The organism is Rhizobium sp. NPDC090275, from assembly GCF_044772225.1.
Taxonomy (GTDB): domain Bacteria; phylum Pseudomonadota; class Alphaproteobacteria; order Rhizobiales; family Rhizobiaceae; genus Rhizobium.
The window spans coordinates 1-23,740 of sequence record NZ_JBIVYL010000008.1 but is presented as its reverse complement, the minus strand read 5'-3'; the positions used below and the strand labels follow the sequence as shown (position 1 = coordinate 23,740).

Genomic DNA, 23,740 nt, shown 5'->3' with positions numbered 1-23,740 from the left:
GCGTGTGTCCAGACAATACGCAGGAAGAATGACATGAGCCGTGAAATCAGATTGAACGCCTTCGACATGAACTGCGTCGGACACCAGTCGCCGGGCCTCTGGCGACATCCGCGCGACAAGTCCTGGACCTACAAGGACATGGACTACTGGGTGCATCTGGCAAAAACGCTGGAGCGCGGCAAGTTCGACGGCCTGTTCATCGCGGACGTGCTCGGTGTCTACGATGTGCTCCACGGCAATGTCGATGCGGCACTTCGCCATTCCGCGCAAGTGCCGGTCAACGACCCGCTGCAGTTGATCCCGACCATGGCCTATGTCACGGAAAACCTCGGCTTCGGGCTGACGGCGTCGCTCTCCTTCGAGCATCCCTACACCTTCGCCCGGCGCATCTCGACACTCGACCACCTGACAAAGGGCCGCGTCGGTTGGAACATCGTCACCTCCTATCTCAACAGCGGTGCGCTCAATATCGGGCAATCCGCCCAGACCAAGCACGACGACCGCTACGATCTGGCGGAGGAGTATCTGGAGGTCTGCTACAAGCTTTGGGAGGGTAGCTGGGAAGATGACGCCGTCGTTCGTGATCGCGCCGCCGGCATCTTCACGCATCCGGAGAAAGTCCACCCGATCGGCCACGCAGGCAAGCACTTCACGGTGCCGGGCATTCACCTCAGCGAACCCTCCCCACAGCGCACACCGGTGCTCTATCAGGCTGGCGCGTCCAGCCGTGGCAAGGATTTTGCGGGCGAGCATGCCGAATGTATCTTCGTCGCAGCGCCCTCTAAGCCGGTGCTGAAGCGTTATGTCGCCAATGTCCGGGAGGCAGCCGAGCGCGCCGGTCGCAATCCACGCGAGATCCTCGCCTTCAATCTGCAGACCGTGATCCTCGGCGAGACCGATGCGGAAGCGAAGAAGAAGTTCGACGACTATCGCCGCTACGCTTCCTTCGAGGGCGCGCAGGCGCTGATCTCCGGCTGGACGGGCATCGATTTCGGCCAGTTCTCGCCCGACGAGCCGCTCCGCCACCGCTACACCAACGCGGTGCAATCCGCCGTCGAGACCTTCACGACGATCGATCCTGATAAGGTCTGGTCGGTACGCGAGATGGCCGACTGGGTTGGAGTCGGCGGCTTCGGCCCTGTTTTCGTCGGTTCGCCGCAGACGGTCGCCGACCTGTTGCAGGAATGGGTCGAGGATACCGATGTCGACGGCTTCAACCTCGCCTATGCCATCACGCCCGAGAGCTTCGAGGACGCGGTCGATCTGCTCGTGCCGGAATTGCAGAAGCGAGGCGTGTACAAGAAGGATTATCGTAAAGGCACCCTGCGGGAAAAGCTGTTCGGCCTTGGCCCCCGATTGCAGACGCCGCACCCGGGGGCGGGCTATCGCTATCTTGAGACGCAGGATGCAATCATAAAGAGCGTGATTGGTGCTTAGCCTACCTGGAGCGCGCGTCCTTCGGCGAAAAGCCGAAGACTTTGCGGAAGGCCGTGGCGAAATTCGCGGCGCTTGAATAGCCGGCGACGAACGCTGCCTGCGCGATGGTCATCTTGCCGGTTTCCAACGCCACGCGGGCCTCATCCAGCTTGATTTTGCGGATATAGTGAAACACGGTCGTCCCGTAGGCGTTGTGGAACAGACGTTGGAGCGTGTTGACGCCCACGCCGATCTCCGCCGCCAGTGTGTCTACGGAAAGCGGCGGGCCGTTGATCGCGATTAAGTCCTCCGCGCGCGTCAGGCGCTGGCGTTCGACGGGGCTGAGGCTGTGAGGCTCGGGCTGAGCATGGCCAGTATTCGTGATCTGAGAGAAAGCATCCGCGATGATCTGCAGGATGCGGCTTTCCATATAGAGGCGCGATAGATAGGTTTCGACGCCGGCAGGGTTGATCACCTGTTCGGCAAGCGCGATCAGCGAAGCGCTCGGCTTCCAGGATTGAGCCGCGAGCGTGGTCGAGGTGAACTGCCTCAGCGCATCGGCGCCGGACCCACCAAGCACATCCCCTGATTCCAGCCATTCCGGGAAGATCTTGATGGTGAGCTTCCTCACCCGATCGCCGATCGCCGCGCGCCTGCGAAAGACCTCCCGTTCCCTTTGATAGAACAGCGTGGCTGAGGGCACCCAGCGTCCCGAACCGGATTGCTGCTCCGGCATCGGAATATCCTTGTCACCGATACTGGCGCTGACACCGCCCTGGAAGAACAGCTTGATGCCAAGATGCGGCGGCGCTTCGGTTTCGGTGCGTAGGTCGCAAAGATTGGTCACGTCGGAATAATGGACGGTAAGCCCGCTGCGGATCTGTGTCTTCTGGAAGCGGCCGCGCAGAAGCGTGTCCTCGCCCTGCCGGTTGGATGCGAGCAGGCGGAAGGATTGGTTCTCCTTCTGCAAATGATCAAAAAAATCCTGCGCCTTGACCAGGGAATTCATCGAACCAGTCCCGTTTTATGATGCCGCGCCACCACCGTGTGTTCCGCAAACGATATTGAGGCTTTCTCAAACAAGTTCGCGGTGGCCCGACATCCCCTTCGCCGTATAGAGAATAAACATGATTAATTCCATCATATTTTAAACGAGCGTTTGTTTCCGGTCTTTGGACTGGACAGCATATGCCTCGTGGGTGACTGAGGGACATAATGGTTTCTATTCGAATTCTCCTCAGCGCAGCGGTCGTCACGCCCGCCATTCTCGGAGCGGCCACCGTCGGCGCGCAGGAACAGACGGCGACCGATCTGCAGAAGATCACCATCACGGCAGACGGCGCGAAGGATAAGGGTCCGGTCGCCAAACGCTCGCGCTCCAGTACCAAGACCGACACGCCGCTCATCGAGACGCCTCAGTCGGTCTCCGTGGTGACGCAAGAGGACATCGAGAAGCGCGGCGCGACCAGCGTGGCAGCCGCATTGCGCTACGAACCGGGCGTCACGACGGGCTCGCGACCCGGTGACCGGTTCGACAGCGTCTTCATCCGCGGATTCGGCGGTTTCGGCGGCGCCGCAAACTACATCCATTATTGGGATGGTCTGAGGCTGCCGACGGGGCTCAACTACAATGTGCCGTCGGTCGATCCATATTTCCTTGATCGTATCGATATCACCCGCGGGCCGGCATCGGTGCTCTACGGTTCCGGCAATCCCGGCGGCCTCGTCAATCTGGTGAGCAAGGAGCCGGAAGCGGAAGCCTCCCATGAGGTGTTGACGCGTTTCGGCAACAATGGTCGCTCCGAAGCGGCTTTCGATTTCACGGGGCCGGTCGCCGGCAATGATCAGCTTCTCTACCGGCTGACCGGCATCGCCACCCAATACAACCTCGGCATTGACTATTCGGACAGCTCACGCGTCGCGCTGGCACCATCGGTCACCTGGGCGCCCGACAGCGACACGACCTTGACCCTGAAGGCGAGCTATACACGCGATCCAAACGCCGCGCTGACGAACTGGATGCCGGCGCTCGGCACACTGCAGACGAACCCGAACGGCCAGATCCCCTACGATTTCTTCAGCGGCAACCCGAACTACAACCAGTTCGAGCGCACGCAGGCGACGCTGGGATACGAGTTCGAGGAGCACCTGAACGATACCTGGACGGTGCGCCAGAACCTGCGCTTCATGCATAATGAGAGCGAGTTCAAGGCCTACTCTGTCGCGCCGGGCGCCCCATGGGCAAGTGCCGCGAGTTGCGGTGGCGTGAGCTACTTATGCCTTTCACGCCAGTCGACCCACTATGTCGAACAGTTCAACGCGCTGGCCGTCGACAACCAGGCGCAGGCGGATTTCAATACGGGTGCACTGGAGCACACGGTGCTTTTGGGCCTCGACTACCAGCAGGTGGACGCGAACTCGACTTATGGCAACGGCGCGACCACCTACCTAAACTATCTCAACCCCGTATACGAGGCCGCTCCGAACGTTAAGTTCACCGGGCATCAGGCTCAGACGCGCCGGCAGACCGGCGTCTATATCCAGGATCAGATGAAGATGGACAATTGGTCCTTCGTTCTCGCCGGCCGCCAGGATTGGGCGAGCATCGACAATGCGACGACCAATCTCACCTCGAATGTGACAAGCAATTCCAACACGACCGACAGCGCCTTCACCTGGAAAGCCGGTCTTCTCTACGAATTCGACAACGGCATTGCCCCCTACGCCAGCTATTCCACCTCCTTCGACCCGACCACGGGAACCGGCTACGGTGGCGTCAACTTCAAGCCGACGACGGGCCAGCAGTATGAGGTCGGCATCAAGTATCAGCCGCAGAACATGGACGCGCTCTTTACCGTTGCGCTCTACGACCTGACCCAGCAGAACGTACTCACGACGGACACCGCCCATCCGGGCACCGGAACGAGCATGGGCTGCAGTGCAACGGTGTGCCAGACGCAGACCGGCGAGGTTCGTTCGCGCGGCGTCGAATTGGGAGCGAAGTTCGCGGTGACGGATAACCTCAATCTGATCGCGTCTTACTCCTACAACGACATCAAGGTCACGAAGAGCAACGTCGCGAATGTGGAAGGCAACACGCCTGTTGGCGCGCCGGAGCATATGGCCAACCTTTGGGCGGATTATACGCTGAGCGATGGCCCGCTTGCCGGCCTCGGTTTCGGCGGCGGCGCGCGCTATATCGGCGGCACTTACGGCGACGCCACGAATACCGACGCGATGAAGGTGCCTGGCTACACGCTGTTCGACGCGGCCGTACATTACGACTTCGGCCAGAACAATCCTGATTTCAAGGGCCTGACGGCTGCGGTCAACGTGACGAATCTCTTCAACAAGGAGTATGTCGCTGCTTGCGCCTCCGCCGCGCAATGCTTCTACGGCACAGGCCGGACCGTCATGGCGACGCTTGCCTATAAATGGTGATGGAGATGGGCGCGGTGACGAGATTGGGCCATTCGACGAAACGCTGCATGCTTGGCATGTTTAGCCTCATTGCCATGCTGGCTGTGGTAGTAGGCGTCGCTGGTTCGGCGCATGCTGAGGTGACGCTTACCGACCTCAAGGGCCGTAGCGTTACCCTCCAGAAGCCGGCGAGCCGGCTTCTGGTCGATGACGGGCGGCTCATCATCGCGCTGTCTTTCCTGAGCGACGATCCCGTCAGCCTGGTTGCCGCATGGCCGCATGACATCGACCGCTTCGGCCGCGAACTCTACGCGACCTACCTGGCGAAATTCCCGGCAATAGGCACTTTGCCGAAATCGACGAGCAACGTGCAGGACATGGCGGTCGAGCAGGTGATGGCCGCAAGGCCTGATCTGGTGGTCCTGTCGCTTCACTCGCGTCCGGCGGAGCAGCAACTGGCGCAGCTCGACGAGGCCGGCATTCCCGTGATCTTCGTCGATTTCTCCGTCGATCCCTTCGTCAACAGCGACAAGAGCCTCGATATTCTCGGCAAGGCGATCGGCCGCGATGAACGGGCGAAGAAGGTTGTCGCGTTCCGGCAGCAACAGAAACGCATGCTGACGGACAGGATCAGCAAGGCGGGCGCCCTGCAAAAGCCGGTCGTCTTCATGGAGACGCATGCGTCCACAGATGAAGCATGCTGCAATTCGCCGGGTTCGGGCAATGTGGGCCGGTTCATCGATTTTGCCGGCGGCGCCAATATCGGCGCGGTTCTGAAGGGAAGACCATCCGGGCAGATCAGCTTGGAATATGCACTTGCCGCCAAACCGGATGTCTATATCGCCAGCGGCGGCCAATACATGGAAAAGCGCGGCGGTCTCTTGGTCGGTCCGAACTACGGCTCTGCGCAAACGCAGGCGTCGCTGGATCGGCTTCTCGCTCGACCCGGTTTCTCATCGCTTCCGGCGATCGAAAAGGGCAATATTCACGGCATTTCCCAACAGCTTTTTAATTCGCCGCTCGATCTTCTGGCACTTGAGCTGATCGCCCGCTGGGTGCATCCGGATCTGTTTGCCGATATCGATGTGGAGGTCGTGCGAAAGGAGCTTAGCGGCTTCATGGCCGTGCCGCTCACGGGAGCGTATTGGACGAAATGACGGGGCGCGATCGCAGCATGAAACAGCATCACCAGGAATCGGCTGAATGTCCCGCGACATTGATCCGGACACCGTATGTCCTGGCGGGTTGCGAAATGTTCCGCCAGCGATCGGTCGTGAGCGGTCTCGATTACGAAATCTTCGTGTCGGTTCCAGACGTCGAGCCGCCGGCATCGGGTTTCCCCGTTATCTATCTGCTCGATGGCAATTCCGATTTCGTGACCGTCTCAGAAACGATGAAGCGCGTCTCGCGGCGCCCACAGGCGACCGGGATATCGCCGTCCATCGTTGTTGGGATCGGCTACCCTGATACCGAAAGCTACAACATAGACCGCCGGCAGTTCGACCTCACGCGCCATGCGCCGGATGAGGCGGCTCTACCCGATGCCTCCAGCGGCGCCTGCGGCGGACAGGACGCATTCGTCGCGTTTCTGCGCACGCAGCTACAGCCGCATATCGAGACGATCTATCCTGCCGATCCGGGCCGCCGAATGCTGATGGGGCACTCGCTTGCCGGCTACTTCGTCCTCGACCTGATGAGCCGCCGCCCTGAGTTGTTCTCAGGCTATATCAGCTTCAGCCCCTCCATCTGGTGGGACTGTGCCGGGCTGATGCAGGCGGTCGCCGCGATGGAACGTGCCCCTAGCCCGCCGCGGCTTCATATCTCCGCCGGCCGTTGGGAGCAGGAACTCGCGCCGTGGCAGGACCTGGAAAGCCTGACGGATCGCTATCATCAAGTGCGCGAAGCGCGACGGATGATCGACAACGCGCGGGAGTTCGCGGATGCCATCCGTCCCGTTATCGGCGAAAAGGCGGTGAAATTCGAGGTCGGCGCCGACGAGGACCATTCAACGATCGTCACGGTCATGCTCTGTCGCGCATTGCGGTTTGTTGCGGCACGATAGTTATCAACAGCCGGGGCATCGTGACGCGCCTACTCATCCACTTGGGAGGCGCCATAACTGCTTGCTTGCGAGATAGGCTTCAGCACTTGTTGTACGCGTGATGACGATATAGCGTATACGTCATCGAAACATTCATTGAAGTCCCATGTCATCGAATTCCGACCGCGTCGACATCGCCCATCGCACCCTTAGACAGGCCATCATCGAGCAAGCGATCAAAGCCGGCACCAAGCTGCCGGAGGATGAGATCGGCAGGCACTTTTCCATGAGCCGCACCCTGGTGCGCGCCGTGCTGGCCAAATTGCAGGCGCAGGGGCTGGTCGACACCTATCACAAACGCACCGCCACGGTCGCCCAACCGAGCCTTGAGGAAGCACGCGACGCGTTCGCAGTGCGCCGTGCGCTGGAGCGCGAAGTCATGAAGGCGGTGGCCAAACGCTGGAGCCCGGCTATCGAGAAGGGCTTGCGCGAGCACGTGCAGGAAGAGGAAGCCGCCCATGCCAAGGGTGACGTCCGGCTTTCGACGCGGCTTGCGGGCGAGTTCCATCTGAAGCTTGCCGACCTTGCGGGCAATGCGCTTTTGGAGCGCTATCTCTCCGAGTTGGTGTCGCGCTGCTCGCTGATCCTTGCCATGTACAGCCGCCCGCATTCGAGCGAATGCGCCATCAGCGAGCACTCCGGGCTCATCGCCGCGCTCAAGAAGGGGGATATCGCCTCTGCCGAGCGTTTGATGGACGATCATCTCTCGTCCGTGGAAAGCCGCGCGCTGTTCGAGGACGAGGCGGCCGCCGAGCCTGACCTTGGCTCGATCCTCTCCCGCTTCTCCACCCGCGCTGCCGACTGACTGCCGCTTTTTCAATCACGTATACATGAAATTGCATTTTATGTAGACGAAAAGTCGCTCACGATTTTGCACCCATCTGCGCGGAATCTCGCGCCGTAGCCATTTTATCGCAATGAATCCAGACTTATAGCGCGCCTGCGCAGCCTTTGACTCGCTTATCGATACTGACTGGCATCAATGTTGCATACGTGATTATAGAGATCATGTAGCCAAGATTGTCATCATGCCACATACGATATCGCCACATACCGAACACCGCCTCGAACTGCGAGGAATCCGCAAGGCCTATCCGGCCGTCGTCGCCAATGACGGGATCGATCTCTGCGTCCGTCCGGGCGAAATCCACGCCGTCGTCGGCGAGAACGGCGCCGGCAAGTCGACGCTTATGAAGATCATCTACGGCATGGTGCGGCCGGATTCCGGCGAGCTGTTGTGGGATGGACGCGAGGTGTCGATCGCCTCGCCCGCCGATGCGCAGAAACTCGGCATCGGCATGGTGTTCCAGCATTTCGCGCTGTTCGACACGCTGTCGGTGGCGGAGAACATCGCGCTGGCGCTGCCCGGCCGCCCGGCGATCGAACCGCTATCGAGAAGGATCGCCGAAGTCGCCGCGCGTTATGGCCTGCCAGTGGAGCCGGAGCGGCATATCTATACGATGTCGGTCGGCGAGCGGCAGCGGGTCGAGATCATCCGCGCGCTTTTGCAAAATCCGCGCCTGCTCATTCTCGACGAGCCAACCTCGGTGCTGACGCCACAGGCGGTCGAAACGCTGTTCGTAACGCTGCGCCAGATCGCGGCCGAGGGATGCAGCATTCTCTATATCAGCCACAAGCTGAACGAGATCCGGGATCTCTGCCACACCGCGACGATCCTGCGCGGCGGCCGGGTCACCGGCATGTGCGATCCAAGACAGGAAAGCCCGGCCTCGATGGCCCGGATGATGATCGGCGCCGATCTCCCAAGCTTCCGTCATCGCGGCGACACGTCGGCCGGCAAGACACGTCTCAGCGTGTCCGGGCTGACGCTTACCACACAGGACCCGTTCGGAACGGCACTCAGCGACATCAGCTTTGCGGTGCGCGGTGGCGAGATCCTCGGCATCGCCGGCGTCTCGGGCAATGGCCAGCAGGAGTTACTGGCAGCGCTTTCCGGCGAAACGCCGCTATCGAACACCGACACGATCATGATCGACGGCACGCCGGCGGGCCATCGCGATCCGGCCGGCCGGCGGCGGCTTGGCCTCTGCTCCGTTCCCGAGGACCGGCTGAAGCAGGGTTCGGCCCCCTCGCTGCCGCTCCTGGAGAACGTGCTGCTCACTGCCAATCGCAATGGCGCCGTTCGCGCCGGCCTCATCCGCTTCGATCACGTCAAGGCTTATGCCGAGCGCTGCATCCAGGCATTTGACGTCAGAACACCCGGCGCACAGGCGCGAGCCGGCAGCCTGTCGGGCGGCAACCTTCAGAAGTTCATCATCGGCCGTGAAATCCTGCAGGAGCCGGGTGTATTGATCGTCTCGCAACCGACCTGGGGCGTTGACGTCGGCGCGGCGCTCGTCATCCGCCAGGCGCTGCTCGACCTGCGCGATCGGGGTGCGGCGATCGTCGTCATTTCCGAGGAGCTCGACGAGCTCTTCGAGATCTCCGACCAGATCGCCGTTATCGCCGGCGGCCGGCTGACGGCGGCCATAGCGATCGCCGAGGCGAACCGCGATGCGATCGGCATTGCCATGTCCGGCCAGAATACCGGCGACGAGCCAGATGAACGCGCCAGCAAGGAGCTTGCCCATGCGCTTTGAACCGCGTCCCAATCCCTCGCGCATCATGATCCTGATGTCGCCGGTCATCGCGATCGGGCTCACGTCGATCGTTGCCATGGTGCTCTTCGCGCTTGCCGGCCAGAACCCGCTTGAAGCGCTGATCACCTTCCTGACCGCGCCACTCGCCGATCTCTACGGCTTCGGCGAACTGCTGATCAAGGCCGCGCCCTTGGTACTGATCGGCGTCGGGCTGGCGATCGGCTTTCGTGCCGGCATCTGGAACGTCGGCGCCGAAGGGCAGCTGACCGTAGGCGTCATCTTCGCCGGCTATGTCGCGTTGAAATTTGGGCCGACCGGCGGCTGGTGGGTTCTACCATTGATGGTAATCGCCGGCGCCGTTGGCGGCATCTTCTGGGCGGCCATCCCCGCGCTGTTGCGGGTCAAGTTCAATGCCAGCGAAATCCTGGTCAGCCTGATGCTCAATTACGTCGCCGCACTCTGGCTGTCCTGGTTGATCTTCGGCCTCTGGCGTGATCCGGCCGGGTTCAACTTCCCGCAGTCTGAGCCGCTGGCGCCGGATGCCCTATTCCCGATCCTGATCGAGGACACCCGCGCCAATGTGAGCGTGCTCTTCGCGCTCGGCGCGGTTGTCGCGGGCTGGCTGTTCATGAACCGCAGCTTCGCCGGCTTCCAGCTCAAGGTCACTGGCCTCTCCGAAGGCGCCGCCCGCTATGCCGGCTTCGGCGTCAGCCGCGCGGTCTGGATCGGCATGCTGGCGAGCGGTGCGGCGGCCGGCATCGCAGGCGTCGGCGAGATCGCCGGCCCGCTTGCACAGATCTTTCCGACCGCCTCGCCGGGCTACGGTTACGCGGCGATCATCGTCGCCTTCCTCGGGCGGCTGCACCCGGTGGGCATCCTGCTCTCCGGGCTCCTGATGGCGCTGCTCTACCTCTCGGGCGATGTCGCGCAGATGTCGCTTGGCATGCCGTCTTCAATCACCGGCCTGTTGCAGAGCACGCTGCTCTTCTTCCTGCTGACGACGGATGTCTTCATCCAGTACCGAATTCGCTTCCAGTCCTCTAACCGGCAGGGAGCCGCCGCCTGATGGACCAGATTCTTCCCATTCTCGTGGCAACCCTCGTTGCCGGCACGCCCCTGATCTACGCAGCACTCGGCGAGCTCGTCGCGGAGCGCTCCGGCGTGCTGAACATGGGCGTCGAAGGCATGATGGTGATCGGCGCGGTGATCGCCTTCATCGTCATGATGGCAACGAGCAGCCTGTGGCTTGCCGTCTTCGCGGCCATGCTGGCAGCCATACTGCTCGCCCTGATGTTCGCGGTTCTTGCCGTCGGCTTCCGCGCCAACCAGATCGCGGTCGGGCTGGCATTGACGATCTTCGGCACCAGCCTCGCCTCGTTCATCGGCAAGCCCTACATCGGAATGGCGATCGTGATCGAGCCTTCGGCGGCATCCAGGCTTGCTGCGAAAATCCCGCTGCTCGGCGTGGTTCTCGGCCAGCTTCATCCGCTGACGTGGCTGTCCTGGGTCTTCTTCGCCGGCGTCTGGTACTTCCTCAACCGCAGCCGCAGCGGGCTTATCCTGCGCGCCGTCGGTGAATCGCCCACATCCGCGCATGCGCTCGGCTATCCGGTCAACACGATCCGCTATCTCGCCACGCTGTTCGGCGGCGCCAGCGCCGGCATCGCGGGCGCCTATGTCTCGATCGTCTACACCTCGCTTTGGACAGAGGGACTGATCGCCGGGCGCGGCTGGATCGCCGTGGCGCTGGTGGTCTTTTCCACTTGGCGGGCGGGACGCTGCTTTCTCGGCGCTTATCTGTTCGGCGGCGCCACCATCGCGCAGCTCTTTGCCCAGAGCGCCGGCATCGGCCTGCCGTCGGAACTCATGTCCGCCCTTCCCTATCTCGTCACCATCGTCGTGCTGGTGCTGATCTCGCGCAACGCCGCGCTGATGCGCCTCAACGTCCCCGCTTCCCTCGGCAAACCATTTGCCGCCGAGGGCTGAAACAGCCGTCCATCATCCAGATCAAACATCAACAGAGGGAACCGAAATGACCACATTTTCCAGACGCGACTTCCTGAGAACCAGCGCGGCCGGCGCGCTTGCGATCGGCGCGGGCGCAAGACCTCTTCTCGCCGCCGAAGAACCTCTCAAGGTCGGTGTCATCCATATGGGCGCCATCTCCGATACGGGCTGGGAATACTTCCAGGCCAACGCATGGAAAGCGCTCGAAAAGGAATTCGGCGACAAGGTGAAGGTGACGGTGCTCGAAAACATCGCCCAGGTGCAGGATTGCGAGCGCCTGTTCCGCCAGCTTTCCGCCCAGGGCAACAAGCTGATCTTTGGCACCACCTTCTCGCAATACGCATCGCTGAAGAAGCTGGCACCGATGCTGCCCAAGTCGCATTTCGAATGCTGCGCCGGTATCGAGGCAGGCAACAATCTCGGCGTCTTCGAAGCCCGCCACTATGAGGGCACCTATCTGACCGGCATCGCCGCCGGCCGCACGACCAAGACCAACGTGCTCGGCTGGGTCGGCGCCTTCCCCGTGCCACAGGTCATCTACAGCCTCAACGCCTTCCTGCTCGGCGCCCGCTCGGTCAACCCCGATGTGACGCTGAAGGTTGTCTGGGCCAACGCCTGGGTCGATCCCGGCAAGGAAAAGGACGCCGTCGCGGCACTGATCGCACAGGGCGCCGACGTGATCTCCGGCAGCCCCAACACGCCGGTGCAGGGACTGGCGGCCGAGGAAAAGGGCGTCTGGTCGATCGGCTCGACCGGCGATTTCTCCGCCTATGTAAAGAAGAAGCAGCTGGTTTCCTTCGAACTGGACTGGAGTGCCGCGCACATCAACGCCGCCAAGGCTGTGATGGCAGGCGACTGGAAGCCGGAAAGCCGCTGGCTGGGCCTCGGGCCGGGCGGCTACGTCAAAATGACGACGAGCAATTCGGAACTGCCGGAATCGGTCGCCGCCGAAATGAAGGCGGCCGAGGCCGGGATCATCAGCGGCAAGCTGAAGCCCTTTGCCGGCGAGATCAAGGATCAGAAGGGTGACGTGAAGGTCGCCAAGGGCCAGGAACTCGCCGATGCCGATATCAAGGGCATGACCTGGCTGATCGAAGGCGTGCAGGGAACCCTGCCGCAGAACTGATCGACGCGCCGCGCCGACCGCACGACATCGCTTCTCCCCTGGTTGGGGAGGAGCATCGCAAATAACGATAGAACAAAGACATCAAGGGAGACCCTAGTGACCGAAACACTGTTCACGAACGCCAAGCTGGCCGACGGCTCGCTCAACGACATCCTCGTCTCGGACGGCCGTATCTCGGCAATCAACAAGGCCGGCGCAAGCCCGGCCGCCGCCACGACCGTCGACATTGCCGGCGCGCTTCTGGTCCCGAGTTTCGTCGAGGGGCACATCCATCTCGACACCAGCTTCTATGGCGACAAGTGGATCCCGCACAAAGCCTGCACCAACGGCTTCGACGTGCACGAGCGCGTGGCCTTCCAGGCCGAGAATATGGCGGCAGCCGCGCCGATGGACGAGCGCGCCCGCAAGCAGCTCGATCTCTGCATCGCAAACGGTGCGCTGCAGATGCGCAGCCATGTGATGGTCGACGGCTCGGTCGGGCTGAAATCGCTGGAGACGATTCTTGCCGTACGCAAGGCCTACAAGGATATCATCGACATCCAGTTGGTGGCGTTTCCGCAGAGCGGAATCCTGAAAAGCCCCGGCACACCTGAACTGATGGACGAGGCGATCGGCATGGGCGCCGATCTCGTCGGCGGGCTCGATCCGCTCTCCTTCGACCGCGACATCAAGGGGCATCTCGACGTGGTCTTCGGCATTGCCGAAAAACGCGGCGTCGACGTCGACATCCACCTCCACGACGCCGGCACGATGGGCGCGATGACCATCGAGGAAATCTGTGCCCGAACGGTCGCGCTCGGCATGCAAGGCCACGTCGCCGTCAGCCACGCCTATGGCCTCGGCGATCTCGGACCGGATGCGATCAAGAAGATCGCCGCTCTCATTGCGAAGAGCGGCGTCGCGATCATGACCAATGCGCCTGGTAACCACAACTTCCCCCCGGTGGCGCTGCTGCGCGCGGCCGGCGTCACGGTCTTCTCCGGCAACGACAACATCCGCGATTCCTGGTGGCCCTTCGGAGATGGCGACATGCTGCGCCGCGCCGAGATCATCGCCTATCGCTCCGGCTTCTACACCGACGCAGAACTTGCCGCCGCCTTCGACGTGGTGACCGCAGCCGGCGCCAAGGCACTGAACCTTGAGGGGTATGGCATCGAAATTGGCGCGAAGGCCGATTTCGTGACGCTTGCGGCCGAGCATGTTCCAGAAGCGGTCGTCGCCATTCCGAAGCCCCGCCGGGTCTTCAAGGAAGGCCGATTGGTTGCCGAGAATGGAGCCGTGGTCCGCTGATGAACTACCGGAGCCGGCAGACCGAAACAGCCGTCGCGCAATCGCGCGACGGCATGGTGACGACGCCGCATTGGGCGGCGAGCCAGGCCGGCGCCAAGGTGCTAGCGCGCGGCGGAAATGCCATCGAGGCGCTGGTCGCCGCCGGTGCCGCGCTCTCCATCACCTACCCGCATTTCTGCGGCCTTGGCGGTGACGCAGTCTGGATGGTCTGCGACCGGGATGGCAATGCACACACCTTCCTCGGTATCGGCCAGGCTGCCGCGAATGCCGAGATCGACGGCCCGATCCCGCCGCGCGGTCCCGCCTCGACGCTGACCACCGCCTGCCTGGTCGACAGCTGGGAGAAGGTACTTGATCATTCTGCGACGGTATGGGGCGGCTCCGAGCAACTTGCTGCATTGCTCCACCATGCCATCACACTCGCCGAAGACGGCTTTGCCGTAAGCCCGTCGCAGACGTTCTGGCACGATTTCCGCGCGGGCGAATCCGAGACATGGCCGGGCTTTCGCGACCTCTTCCAGCGAGATGGCATCCAGCGCCAGCCAGCTTTGGCGCAAACTCTCAAGGCCATCGCTGCAAATGGCGCCAGGGAATTCTACCAGGGCGAACTGGCGGGCCGGATCGCGCGCGGTCTTGCCGCCGCAGGCTCACCGCTGACGGCCGCCGATCTCGCGGCGACGCGAACCCGCATGGTGGAGCCGGTGCGGCTCGCTTATGGCGACACCGTTCTGCTAGCACCGCCCCCGCCGACCCAGGGCGTGACGACGCTGGGCATCATGGCCGTGCTCGCGCAGCTGGCGCCGAAGGATAAGGCGCCCGACAGCGCTGCCTACTACCATGCGCTTGTCGAGGCCGTGAAACAGGCCTTCCTCGATCGTCATTTGATCACGGATCCAGAGTTCGCCGTCGATGCCACGGGAATGCTTCTTGATCCCGATCGTCTGGCCGCAAAGGCCGCAACAATCGATCCCGACCGCGCCGCCGACTGGCCCGTTCCCTACCGGCAGGGCGACACCGCGTTTCTGGCTGCTGTCGATGCCGATGGCCGGGCCGCCTGCCTGCTGCAAAGCATCTATTTCGATTGGGGCAGCGGCGTGGTTGCCGGCGACACCGGTATTCTCTGGCAAAACCGAGGCTCCGCCTTCAGCACCGATCCCGCAAATCCGAACTGTATCCAACCTGGCAAACGACCCTTCTACACGCTCAACCCTGGTCTCGCCCTCAAGGACGGGCGACCGCATCTGGTCTACGGAACGCAGGGCGCGGATGGCCAGCCGCAAACGTTGGCGCTGTTGCTTAGCCTTTTGATTGACCATGGGCTTGATCCGCTGGCCGCCCTATCACGGCCCCGCTTCCTGCTCGGCCGCACCTTTTCCGATAGCCGTGACAATCTAAAACTCGAGGAGAATGTCGGCGTCGAGACGCTCGCCGCACTCGGCTCAATGGGCCACGAAGTCGCGACCATCTCTGCTCTCAGCCCACTTGGCGGCCAGGCAGGCATCATCCGCATCCAGGAAGATGGACGAATGGAAGCCGCGCACGACCCACGCAGCGATGGCGGGGCCATCGGCCTATGAGCAGCATGTCCGATCATCTCTTCGACGTCGTCATCCGCAATGTCCGCATCGAGGAAGATGGTGCCCTTGTCGATATCGCAGTGCATCACGGCGTCATCGCCGTGATCGAGCCGAACTTCCGCTGCGATGCCATTTCGGATTTTGACGGCGAAGGCAGCTTTGCGTTCGGCGGCTTCGTCGATACGCATGTCCATCTGGACAAGGCCTGCATTCTCGATCGCTGCTCGATCTGCGAGGGTACGCTCGCCGAGGCCGTGCGCGAAACAGCACGTGCCAAGCCCGGCTTCACCGAGGAAGACGTCTACGAGCGAGCGGCCCGCGTCGTCGAGAAGGCGATCGCGCATGGCACGGTGCGAATGCGCACCTTCGTCGAGATCGACCCGCGCGCCGGCTTCCGCTCCTTTGAGGCGATCAAGCGCATCAAAGCGGACTATTCCTTCGCGATCGATATCGAGATCTGCGCCTTCGCGCAGGACGGCCTTACCAACGAGCCTGAAACCTTGACGATGCTCGACGCAGCACTCGCCGACGGCGCCGATCTCATCGGTGGCTGCCCCTACACCGACCCCAATCCTGAAGCCCATATTGCGCGGATTTTCGAACTCGCGGTGAAACACGATGCCGCTGTCGATTTCCATCTCGACTTCAGCCTCGACCCCAATAAGACCGACCTGCCCGCCGTCATCGCGGCCACCAAACGCCACGGTTGGCAAGGCCGGGTCTCGATCGGTCATGTCACCAACCTCTCGGCATTGCCGGAGGCATCCGTAATCGAGATCGCAAAGAACCTCTCCGAAGCAGGGATCGCGCTGGCCGTCCTGCCTGCCACCGACCTCTTCCTCAACGGCCGCGGTCACGACCATCTGGTGCCACGCGGCGTCGCCCCCGCCCATATCCTCGCGGCACACGGTGTTGTCACTTCAATCGCCACCAACAACGTCCTCAACCCGTTCACGCCCTACGGAGACGCTTCACTGATCCGCATGGCCAACCTCTATGCCAACGTCGCTCAACTCGCTCGGGACGCAGAGATATCAGGCGTATTCGACATGGTCGCACGATCCGCTGCTTGCCAGCTCGGCGTTCCCCATGGCCTTGCGGTGGGCAAAGAGGCTACGATCATTCTCATCGACACCGCGGGGCCGAAGGCGGCTGTGCGTGAAATCGGCCGGGTTGTCGCCGGCTGGAAGGGCGGTCGCCAGAGTTTCCACAATGGCCACCCCCAAATTCACAAGCCGCGTTGACTGTGTTCGCCTTGGCAAATGAGGAGAAAATTGGCTTGAGCGCTTTGTCGACAGCGCAATCGTCCAAATCACGCAGTAACTTGCATGACGGGGCATCGTGATCCGGTTAGATGGTCATCGTCTAACCAACAGCAGCCGGACCTCCCGTGGATCAGATACTCGCCATTCGAACATTTGTCCGCGTCGCGGAAGCCGGGTCATTCGCCAAGGCTGCAGACACGCTGAACCTGCCACGGTCCTCTGTCAGCAAACTCGTGCAGGATCTTGAAGCGCACCTCGGAACGAAGCTCGTGGAGCGCACCACGCGGTCGGTTACGATGACCACAGAAGGCGTCGCCTACCATGAGCGTGCGCTGAAGCTCCTCGCCGATCTCGATGACATGGACGGCACCGTTGCCGGTTCCCGCAGCGCGCCCAAGGGAAAGCTGCGTGTTGATATCGGCTCCGTGCTGGCAAACCAGATACTCATCCCCGCGCTCTCAGATTTTCAGCGCCAGTATCCTGATATCGATCTCATGCTCGGCGTCAGCGATCGCCCCGCCGACCTCATCAGCGAGGGGATCGATTGCGTCATTCGCGGCGGAGCCCTTGGGGACTCGTCGATGAAGGCGCGCAAGCTGTGCGAACTGGATTACGTCATTTGCGCATCGCCCACCTACTTAGATGGCATGCCTTTGCCGGAGCGGCCGGATGATATCGAAAAGCACCGGATCGTCAGCTACTTCTCCGCATCATCGGGAAAGAGGTTTCCATTGAGGTTCCAGCGCGGAGATGAGCGAAGCGAATATCTTCCAACCTCCAGCGGCGTTTCGGTCAACGAAAGCAGCGCGCATCTGAACGCGCTGCTCGCGGGCCTCGGCATCGGCCAGAGCTTCGGTTTCGTAGCCCGGCCTTATTTTGAGAGCGGAGCGCTGGTCGAGCTGTTGCCCGACTGGAAGCCGGACAATCATCCGCTGCACCTCGTCTATCCGGCCGATCGATTTCCAAACCCGCGGCTGCGCGCCTTCACTGAATGGGCGGCGAAAGTATTCGAAGCCGTCGATGCCAGACGCAATGTAACGACGGAGACCATCCATCCCCATGGATAATGTCTCCACCCTGAGCGGCTTCTCGCCGCCAAGCTGACGAACTAACTTCTCCTCATCGGACGGCGACGAGGCCAACAGCCAACGCCACCTCCCGAACAGTTTCAGAATTTCAACAGGCCGCGCATTCGGGCTGAACCCTTTCGCGCGCCCAGCATCAGGAGAGTACAATGACCAAAAGACTTGAAAACAAGATCGCCGTCGTCACCGGAGCAACTAGCGGCATCGGTCTCTCGACCGCCAAGCTCTTCGCCGCCGAAGGCGCTCGCGTCTACATCACCGGCCGCCGCAAGGATGCGCTGGACAAGGCAGTGGCCGAGATCGGCCATGGCGCGGTTGGCGTACAGGCCGACTCCTCCAATAACGCTGATCTCGACAAGCTGTTCGCCCAGGTTAAGGCGGAACAGGGCGGCCTCGACGCCCTCGTCGTCAACGCCGGTGGCGGCAGCATGCTTCCGCTTGGCCAGATCACCGAGGAACAGGTCGACGACACCTTCGGCCGCAACGTGAAGGCCGTGATCTTTACGGTGCAGAAAGCACTTCCGCTGCTCGGCAAGGGTTCGTCGGTCGTTCTGACCGGCTCGACCGCCGGAACTGAAGGCACCGCTGCCTTCTCCGTCTACTCCGCCTCCAAGGCCGCCGTCCGCAACCTCGCCCGTTCCTGGGCGCTTGATCTCAAGGGCACCGGTATCCGCGTCAACGTCGTCTCGCCCGGCGCAACCCGCACACCCGGCCTCGTCGAACTCGCCGGCGACGACAAGGAGCAGCAGCAGGGCCTGCTCGACTATCTCGCATCGCGCATCCCGCTCGGCCGCGTCGGCGAGTCCGAGGAGATCGCCAAGGCGACCCTGTTCCTGGCTTCCGACGATGCAAGCTTTGTCAACGGCGCAGAGCTCTTCGCCGATGGCGGCCAGGCTCAGGTCTAACCCCACAGCAGGAGCGGCGAACAGCCGCTCCACTTCCCATTCTCAAGGAGAGCTCGCGATGCGTGCCGCAGTCTATTTCAAGCATGGCAAGCCTGAGGACGTTCTTCAGGCAATCGACGTCGAAGATCCTAGACATCCAGAGCACAACGAAGTGCTGATCCGGGTACTTCTCCGGCCGGTCCACCACGGCGACCTTCTGGGCATAGCTGGACGCTACCAGCCGGGAGCAGCGCTTCCGAAGGAGGGCGTGCGCGTCGGCTTCGAGGGCTACGGCATCGTCGAGGAAGCGGGCAGTGGCGTCGATCTGAAGCCGGGCACCCGCGTCGCCTTCTTCCCCGGCAGGGGCGCTTGGAGCGAGAAGGCCATCGTCTCGGCCGAATACGTCACCGAAATCCCCGATAACGTATCGGACGAAGCCGCAGCACAGCTGCACGTCAATCCGCTGACGACTGCACTCCTTTTGCGGGCCGTCGAGACATCCGGCGCGAAGCCGGGTCGCGACGTCGTGGTTCTCACCGCCGCCGGATCCGCGGTCGCCAGATTGGTGATCGGGCTGCTTCTCGATCGCGGCTTCGACGTCGTCGGCATCGTCCGGCGCGAAGCCGGCGTGAACGAACTCAACGTCGTGTTTCCTGATCTGCCGGTGGTTTCCACAGACAAGCCCGGCTGGCAGGACAAGGTCGTTGCGGCCGCCGACGGCCATCCCATCGGCGTCGTGCTCGATCCGGTTGGCGGCGAGACGGCCAGTGCGGCGGTCGGGTTGCTCGCCCAAGGCGGTAGCCTGGTCTCCTACGGCGATCTTTCCGGGCAGCCGATCTCGGTCCCCGCGCTTTACTTTTCGACACGCGACATTCGCATGTCCGGCGTGACGGTCGGGCGGTGGGCCAGCTTGCCTGTAGACGTCCGCAAGGCCGATCTGAAGCTGGCGCTTGATCTCGCAGCCGGCAAGCCGGAGCTCTTTCAGGTCGAGCAGACGTTCGATCTCGCGGATGTCGGCAAGGCTGCCGCCCTTGTCGAAAAGCCCGGCAAATCCGGAACGGTTCTGATCGCGTCACGCTAAGCGCCGCCGCAACCGAAATACATCATCAGCCAGCCAAAGGAGAAAACGGCCATGGCCGACCACGACAAGACCCTGCCGACGAACATGCTCGTCAGCGCCTACTATCGCGTTCACCCGGATGATCGGCAGACCTTCATCGACGCGGTAATCCCGGACATGAAGGCGGCAGCCGAGATCGACGGATGCATTTTCTACGCCTTCGCGCAGGATCTGACGGATCCGAACACCTTCCACCTTGTCGAGGGCTGGAGAGACGAAGCCGCCTACGAAGCGCACGAGAACTCGCCGATCTTCCTCAAGGCTCTGAGCACGGTCGTGAAGAATGTCCGGATCCTCGATCGACAGGGTATCCGCTACGATGTCGCAAAGCAGCACATCGATGACCCGCGCGACCGCGTCTCCTGACGCCATCGGGATCGGATCGTGATCCCCCGGCAGCATGGCAGCCGGAACAGAAAATCAAACCAAGGACCAAGACATGACCGATCCATCGACCGTCGCAACGCGCCGGCGTATTCTTCAGTTCGCCCTGGCAGCACCCGCCGTAGCATCGCTGACATCTCAAGCGGTTGCGGCGCAGGCGGAAATCCTGCTTCCACCGGCAACCGACCAGATCACGCCTTTCAAGGTGTCCGTTCCGCAAGCCGCCATCGATGACCTGAAGCGCCGCCTCAAGAATACGCGATGGCCCAATCAGGAAACCGTCTCTGACTGGTCGCAAGGTGTTCCGCTCCACAAGGCTAAGTCTTTGATCACCTATTGGGAGCGCAAATATGATTGGCGGAAATTCGAGAAGCGCATCAACGCGTTTCCGCAGTATCGCACCCGCATCGATGGTCTTGGCATTCATTTCATCCATGTAAAATCGAAGCATGAAAACGCCCTGCCGATCATCCTGACGCACGGATGGCAAGGGTCGGTCGTCGAGTTCCTCAAGGTCATTGCCCCCCTCACCGACCCGACCGCGCACGGCGGCACGGCCGAGGACGCGTTCCACGTCGTCATTCCCTCGCAGCCCGGCTTCGGTTTCTCCGACAAGCCAGCCTCGGAAGGGTGGACAGTCGTACGGACGGCCAATGCCTGGGCCACGCTGATGAAACGCCTCGGCTACGACAGGTGGGTCGCGCAGGGCGGAGACTGGGGATCGGGCGTGACCCATGCGCTCGGACATGTGCGCCCTGATGGGCTGGTGGCAGCCCATGTGAACTGGCCGCTGGTCTTTCCGGAGAAATTCCCGGAGAACCCGACGCCCGAGGAAAAAGCCGCGATGGATGCAGCGATGAAGTTCGCGAACGATCAGTTCGGCTACTTCAAGGAGCAGGCGACCCGGCCACAGACGATCGGATATGCGCTCGCCGATTCACCCGTCGGCCAGGCAACGTGGATCTACGAGAAATTCCAGGCATGGACGGACAATCGCGGCGAACCGGAAGACGCGCTCACGGTCGACGAGATGCTCGATGACATCTCGCTCTACTGGTTCACCGACACCGCCGCCTCATCCGCCCGCATCTACTGGGAAAACGCCCGCAACGGTGGCGGCTTTGACGCCGGCCGGATCGAACTGCCGATGGCAGCCACGATCTTTCCGAAGGAGATCTACCGCGCACCGAAAGCGTGGGCCGAAGCCCACTGGCCGAACCTCTTTTACTGGAACGAGGTCGACAAGGGCGGTCACTTCGCCGCTTTCGAGCAACCCGACCTCTTCGCGCAGGAAATGCGCAAGGCCTTCAAATCCATCCGCTGATCCGACTCTAGCAACGCCAAGGAAACAACATGCCTACCAACGAAGAAATCATCCGCGAACTCTACCGGACCGCAGAGGTGAAGGACGTAGCGGCATTCGTCGCCCTCTTCGCTGAGGGCGGTTATTTCTGGGACGTGTCGGCTGGCGCGAAATACTACGGCCACGATATCGGCAAGACGGTCGACATCTACGCCACCGCCTTTCATGACATGCACCGCGAGCTCGGAAACTTCTACGTGACCGACGACATGGTCATCGTGGAACTGACCCTCAACGGCACCCACTCAGGTCCCCTCGCCCTGCCTGCCGGAACGATCCCGACCACAGGCAAGGAAATGCACGCCCCCTGCTGCGACGTCTTCCATCTGAAGGACGGCAAGGTGACGTCCTTCCATTGCTACACGGCCGCAACGATCATCTTCGGCCAGCTTGGCGTGTTGGGCAACCTCGGCGCGTCCCTCCAGCAAGCGTGAAAAAAGTTACGCCGCTCGGGAATAGAATCTGCGCCCGGGTGTCTACCTCGATGTAACAACAAGGAAGAAGCCGATGAACCTCTGGTCCTCCCGAAAGTCGATGGCTCTTGCGGCCACCATCCTCGCGACGGCGGGCGCCTGCGCCGCCTTCGCCCATGATCCCGCCCAGCACGATCATTCGGCGATGCAGATGGATGACGCCGGTCCCGAGGCGGCCTATCTCGCGGAGAACGACGCGGCCATGAACAAGATGATGGCGGACATGGAGGTCAAGCCATCAGGCGATGTCGACCGCGACTTCGTGGCGATGATGACGCCTCATCACCAGGGCGCCATCGAGATGGCGCTGGCGGTTCTCAAATACGGCAAGAACGAACAGCTCAAGCGCATCGCGCAGGAGATCATCGTGGATCAGCAGCAGGAGATCGCGGCCATGAAGCTTGCGATCGGCGATCCGCTCCCCCCATCCGAAGCGGCCCCAACCCAGGTCACCCCGGAGACTACCCCCACCGGATCCACGCCCAGCAAGACCATGCAGGGCATGGACCCCAACATGAAGATGTAACCCAGAGGTCCTCCCAATGAACATTCGTACATCTTTTGCCGCCAGCTTGCTGGCGGGCAGCATGCTATTGCCTTTTTCCGCCTTCGCAGGACAGGCGCCCTTCGCCGCCGCTGATCCGGACATTCCCGTCAGCAGCAAGGACCGCGTCTATGCCGCCGAGCAATTCTCCAACACCGTGTCGGTGACCGATCCGGCCACCAACAAGCTTCTCGGCGTCATCAAGCTCGGCGATCCGCAGCCTGGCAACCTCTCGCCGCTCTACAAGGGTCAGGTCTTAGTCCACGGCATGGGCTTCTCGCCCGACAAGAAAACGATAGCGGTGGTTTCCATAGGCTCCAATTCCGTGACCTTCATCGACACCGCGACGAACACGGTGAAGCACACCACCTATGTCGGCCGCTCGCCGCACGAGGCATTTTATACGCCCGATGGCAAGGAAGTCTGGGTGACGGTCCGCGGCGAGGACTATATCTCCGTCATCGACGCCGCCAACTTCGAGGAGAAGACGCAGATCAAGGTGCCGGCAGGTCCCGGCATGCAGATCTTCTCGCCTGACGGCAAGTACGGCTACATCTGCTCGTCCTTCAATCCCGAGACGGTCGTCGTCACCGTCGCCGATCACCAAATTGTCGGCCATGTGAAGCAGGCAAGCCCCTTCTGCCCCAATATCGCGGCATCGCCGGATGGAAAACAGGTCTGGTTTACCCTGAAGGACATCGGCAAGACCCAGGTCTTCAATGCCCAGCCGCCTTTCGATCTGATCAAGACGATCGATACGGGCCCAATCACCAACCACGTCAACCTCGTTACCAACAAGAACGGCAGCTTCGCTTACATCACGGTTGGCGGCCTCAACGAGGTGAAGGTCTTCCGCACCGACAATTTCGAACAGGTCGCGACGATCCCTGTCGGCAACCTGCCACACGGTGTCTGGCCCTCCGGCGACGGCACGCGCGTCTATGTCGGCCTTGAAAACGCCGATGCGATGGCCGCGATCGACACGCTGACTAGGTTCAGGACCTATTAAATTACTTGTTATGTTGCCTCGGTTTTGATTCACTTGGATTGAACAGAGGGACCGTCATGTGTGATTTGATGTTGTT

The 23,740-nt window shown here is 61.9% G+C and carries 20 protein-coding genes and 1 pseudogene; 20 read left to right on the top strand and 1 reads right to left on the bottom strand.

Going from position 1 to position 23,740, the window contains the following annotated elements; translation table 11 throughout:
* Window positions 1–33: 33 nt before the first annotated feature.
* Complete coding sequence (locus tag ACIQUB_RS20275; protein WP_402931552.1) at window positions 34–1,437, top strand: LLM class flavin-dependent oxidoreductase; 1,404 nt, start codon at window positions 34–36, stop codon at window positions 1,435–1,437.
* 1 nt (window position 1,438) lies between these two features.
* Here ACIQUB_RS20275 and ACIQUB_RS20270 read toward each other — a convergent pair whose 3' ends face one another.
* Window positions 1,439–2,425 carry a helix-turn-helix transcriptional regulator gene (locus tag ACIQUB_RS20270; protein ID WP_402931550.1) on the bottom strand — a complete coding sequence of 329 codons (987 nt, stop codon included), beginning with the start codon at window positions 2,423–2,425 and terminating at the stop codon, window positions 1,439–1,441.
* A 206-nt stretch (window positions 2,426–2,631) separates the two neighbouring features.
* On the opposite strand from ACIQUB_RS20270, the gene ACIQUB_RS20265 reads away from it, so the two are divergent.
* From ACIQUB_RS20265 to ACIQUB_RS20175, 19 genes and pseudogenes are all read left to right on the top strand, one after another.
* Window positions 2,632–4,857, top strand: a complete 2,226-nt coding sequence (locus ACIQUB_RS20265) for a TonB-dependent siderophore receptor (RefSeq protein WP_402931548.1) — start codon at window positions 2,632–2,634, stop codon at window positions 4,855–4,857.
* Between the two features lie 47 nt (window positions 4,858–4,904).
* A complete protein-coding gene (locus tag ACIQUB_RS20260) occupies window positions 4,905–5,993 on the top strand; it encodes an ABC transporter substrate-binding protein (protein WP_402931546.1) in 1,089 nt (362 codons plus the stop codon).
* Between the two features lie 17 nt (window positions 5,994–6,010).
* Complete coding sequence (locus tag ACIQUB_RS20255; RefSeq protein WP_402931544.1) at window positions 6,011–6,898, top strand: alpha/beta hydrolase; 888 nt, start codon at window positions 6,011–6,013, stop codon at window positions 6,896–6,898.
* A gap of 145 nt (window positions 6,899–7,043) precedes the next feature.
* Window positions 7,044–7,742, top strand: coding sequence for a GntR family transcriptional regulator (locus ACIQUB_RS20250; protein WP_402931542.1), 699 nt, complete (start codon window positions 7,044–7,046; stop codon window positions 7,740–7,742).
* Between the two features lie 223 nt (window positions 7,743–7,965).
* Window positions 7,966–9,537 carry an ABC transporter ATP-binding protein gene (locus tag ACIQUB_RS20245; RefSeq protein ID WP_402931540.1) on the top strand — a complete coding sequence of 524 codons (1,572 nt, stop codon included), beginning with the start codon at window positions 7,966–7,968 and terminating at the stop codon, window positions 9,535–9,537.
* On the top strand, window positions 9,527–10,603 hold the full coding sequence (locus ACIQUB_RS20240; protein ID WP_402931538.1) for an ABC transporter permease: 1,077 nt from the start codon (window positions 9,527–9,529) through the stop codon (window positions 10,601–10,603). The genes ACIQUB_RS20245 and ACIQUB_RS20240 overlap by 11 nt, the downstream gene beginning before the upstream one ends.
* Window positions 10,603–11,523 carry an ABC transporter permease gene (locus ACIQUB_RS20235; RefSeq protein WP_402931536.1) on the top strand — a complete coding sequence of 307 codons (921 nt, stop codon included), beginning with the start codon at window positions 10,603–10,605 and terminating at the stop codon, window positions 11,521–11,523. Before ACIQUB_RS20240 ends, ACIQUB_RS20235 begins: the two co-directional genes overlap by 1 nt.
* Before the next feature lie 46 nt (window positions 11,524–11,569).
* Entirely contained in the window at window positions 11,570–12,670 is a 1,101-nt protein-coding gene (locus tag ACIQUB_RS20230; protein ID WP_402931534.1) for a BMP family ABC transporter substrate-binding protein, read from the top strand.
* Window positions 12,671–12,766: 96 nt separating this feature from the next.
* Window positions 12,767–13,960 (top strand): amidohydrolase family protein, encoded by a 1,194-nt coding sequence (locus ACIQUB_RS20225; RefSeq protein WP_402931532.1) that lies wholly within the window; start codon window positions 12,767–12,769, stop codon window positions 13,958–13,960.
* A complete protein-coding gene (locus tag ACIQUB_RS20220) occupies window positions 13,960–15,537 on the top strand; it encodes a gamma-glutamyltransferase family protein (RefSeq protein WP_402931530.1) in 1,578 nt (525 codons plus the stop codon). The genes ACIQUB_RS20225 and ACIQUB_RS20220 overlap by 1 nt, the downstream gene beginning before the upstream one ends.
* A complete protein-coding gene (locus tag ACIQUB_RS20215) occupies window positions 15,534–16,781 on the top strand; it encodes an amidohydrolase family protein (protein ID WP_402931528.1) in 1,248 nt (415 codons plus the stop codon). The genes ACIQUB_RS20220 and ACIQUB_RS20215 overlap by 4 nt, the downstream gene beginning before the upstream one ends.
* Before the next feature lie 146 nt (window positions 16,782–16,927).
* The gene (locus tag ACIQUB_RS20210; protein WP_402931526.1) at window positions 16,928–17,869 is read left to right on the top strand and encodes a LysR substrate-binding domain-containing protein; all 942 of its coding nucleotides are present in this window, start codon (window positions 16,928–16,930) and stop codon (window positions 17,867–17,869) included.
* Window positions 17,870–18,036: 167 nt separating this feature from the next.
* Window positions 18,037–18,792 (top strand): SDR family NAD(P)-dependent oxidoreductase, encoded by a 756-nt coding sequence (locus ACIQUB_RS20205; protein WP_402931524.1) that lies wholly within the window; start codon window positions 18,037–18,039, stop codon window positions 18,790–18,792.
* 58 nt (window positions 18,793–18,850) lie between these two features.
* Window positions 18,851–19,852: a zinc-binding dehydrogenase gene (locus tag ACIQUB_RS20200; protein WP_402931522.1), complete on the top strand. Its 1,002-nt coding sequence runs from the start codon at window positions 18,851–18,853 to the stop codon at window positions 19,850–19,852.
* Between the two features lie 51 nt (window positions 19,853–19,903).
* On the top strand, window positions 19,904–20,257 hold the full coding sequence (locus ACIQUB_RS20195; RefSeq protein WP_402931520.1) for a putative quinol monooxygenase: 354 nt from the start codon (window positions 19,904–19,906) through the stop codon (window positions 20,255–20,257).
* A 73-nt stretch (window positions 20,258–20,330) separates the two neighbouring features.
* Window positions 20,331–21,599, top strand: coding sequence for an epoxide hydrolase family protein (locus ACIQUB_RS20190; protein ID WP_402931518.1), 1,269 nt, complete (start codon window positions 20,331–20,333; stop codon window positions 21,597–21,599).
* Between the two features lie 29 nt (window positions 21,600–21,628).
* The gene (locus tag ACIQUB_RS20185) at window positions 21,629–22,072 is read left to right on the top strand and encodes a nuclear transport factor 2 family protein (RefSeq protein WP_402931516.1); all 444 of its coding nucleotides are present in this window, start codon (window positions 21,629–21,631) and stop codon (window positions 22,070–22,072) included.
* 73 nt (window positions 22,073–22,145) lie between these two features.
* On the top strand, window positions 22,146–22,637 hold the full coding sequence (locus tag ACIQUB_RS20180) for a DUF305 domain-containing protein (RefSeq protein ID WP_402931514.1): 492 nt from the start codon (window positions 22,146–22,148) through the stop codon (window positions 22,635–22,637).
* A 16-nt stretch (window positions 22,638–22,653) separates the two neighbouring features.
* Window positions 22,654–23,646: pseudogene (locus ACIQUB_RS20175) on the top strand (YncE family protein); the annotation flags it as partial.
* Window positions 23,647–23,740 lie beyond the last annotated feature (94 nt).

Bases quoted from the DNA above. Each gene is read 5' to 3' on its own strand.
- ACIQUB_RS20270 (WP_402931550.1), bottom strand. From the start codon at position 2,425: ATGAATTCCCTGGTCAAGGCGCAGGATTTTTTTGATCATTTGCAGAAG.
- ACIQUB_RS20200 (WP_402931522.1), top strand. From the start codon at position 18,851: ATGCGTGCCGCAGTCTATTTCAAGCATGGCAAGCCTGAGGACGTTCTT.
- ACIQUB_RS20220 (WP_402931530.1), top strand. From the start codon at position 13,960: ATGAACTACCGGAGCCGGCAGACCGAAACAGCCGTCGCGCAATCGCGC.
- ACIQUB_RS20250 (WP_402931542.1), top strand. From the start codon at position 7,044: ATGTCATCGAATTCCGACCGCGTCGACATCGCCCATCGCACCCTTAGA.
- ACIQUB_RS20180 (WP_402931514.1), top strand. From the start codon at position 22,146: ATGAACCTCTGGTCCTCCCGAAAGTCGATGGCTCTTGCGGCCACCATC.
- ACIQUB_RS20265 (WP_402931548.1), top strand. From the start codon at position 2,632: ATGGTTTCTATTCGAATTCTCCTCAGCGCAGCGGTCGTCACGCCCGCC.
- ACIQUB_RS20230 (WP_402931534.1), top strand. From the start codon at position 11,570: ATGACCACATTTTCCAGACGCGACTTCCTGAGAACCAGCGCGGCCGGC.
- ACIQUB_RS20245 (WP_402931540.1), top strand. From the start codon at position 7,966: ATGCCACATACGATATCGCCACATACCGAACACCGCCTCGAACTGCGA.
- ACIQUB_RS20215 (WP_402931528.1), top strand. From the start codon at position 15,534: ATGAGCAGCATGTCCGATCATCTCTTCGACGTCGTCATCCGCAATGTC.
- ACIQUB_RS20185 (WP_402931516.1), top strand. From the start codon at position 21,629: ATGCCTACCAACGAAGAAATCATCCGCGAACTCTACCGGACCGCAGAG.
- ACIQUB_RS20195 (WP_402931520.1), top strand. From the start codon at position 19,904: ATGGCCGACCACGACAAGACCCTGCCGACGAACATGCTCGTCAGCGCC.
- ACIQUB_RS20275 (WP_402931552.1), top strand. From the start codon at position 34: ATGAGCCGTGAAATCAGATTGAACGCCTTCGACATGAACTGCGTCGGA.
- ACIQUB_RS20260 (WP_402931546.1), top strand. From the start codon at position 4,905: ATGCTTGGCATGTTTAGCCTCATTGCCATGCTGGCTGTGGTAGTAGGC.
- ACIQUB_RS20240 (WP_402931538.1), top strand. From the start codon at position 9,527: ATGCGCTTTGAACCGCGTCCCAATCCCTCGCGCATCATGATCCTGATG.
- ACIQUB_RS20205 (WP_402931524.1), top strand. From the start codon at position 18,037: ATGACCAAAAGACTTGAAAACAAGATCGCCGTCGTCACCGGAGCAACT.
- ACIQUB_RS20235 (WP_402931536.1), top strand. From the start codon at position 10,603: ATGGACCAGATTCTTCCCATTCTCGTGGCAACCCTCGTTGCCGGCACG.
- ACIQUB_RS20255 (WP_402931544.1), top strand. From the start codon at position 6,011: ATGAAACAGCATCACCAGGAATCGGCTGAATGTCCCGCGACATTGATC.
- ACIQUB_RS20190 (WP_402931518.1), top strand. From the start codon at position 20,331: ATGACCGATCCATCGACCGTCGCAACGCGCCGGCGTATTCTTCAGTTC.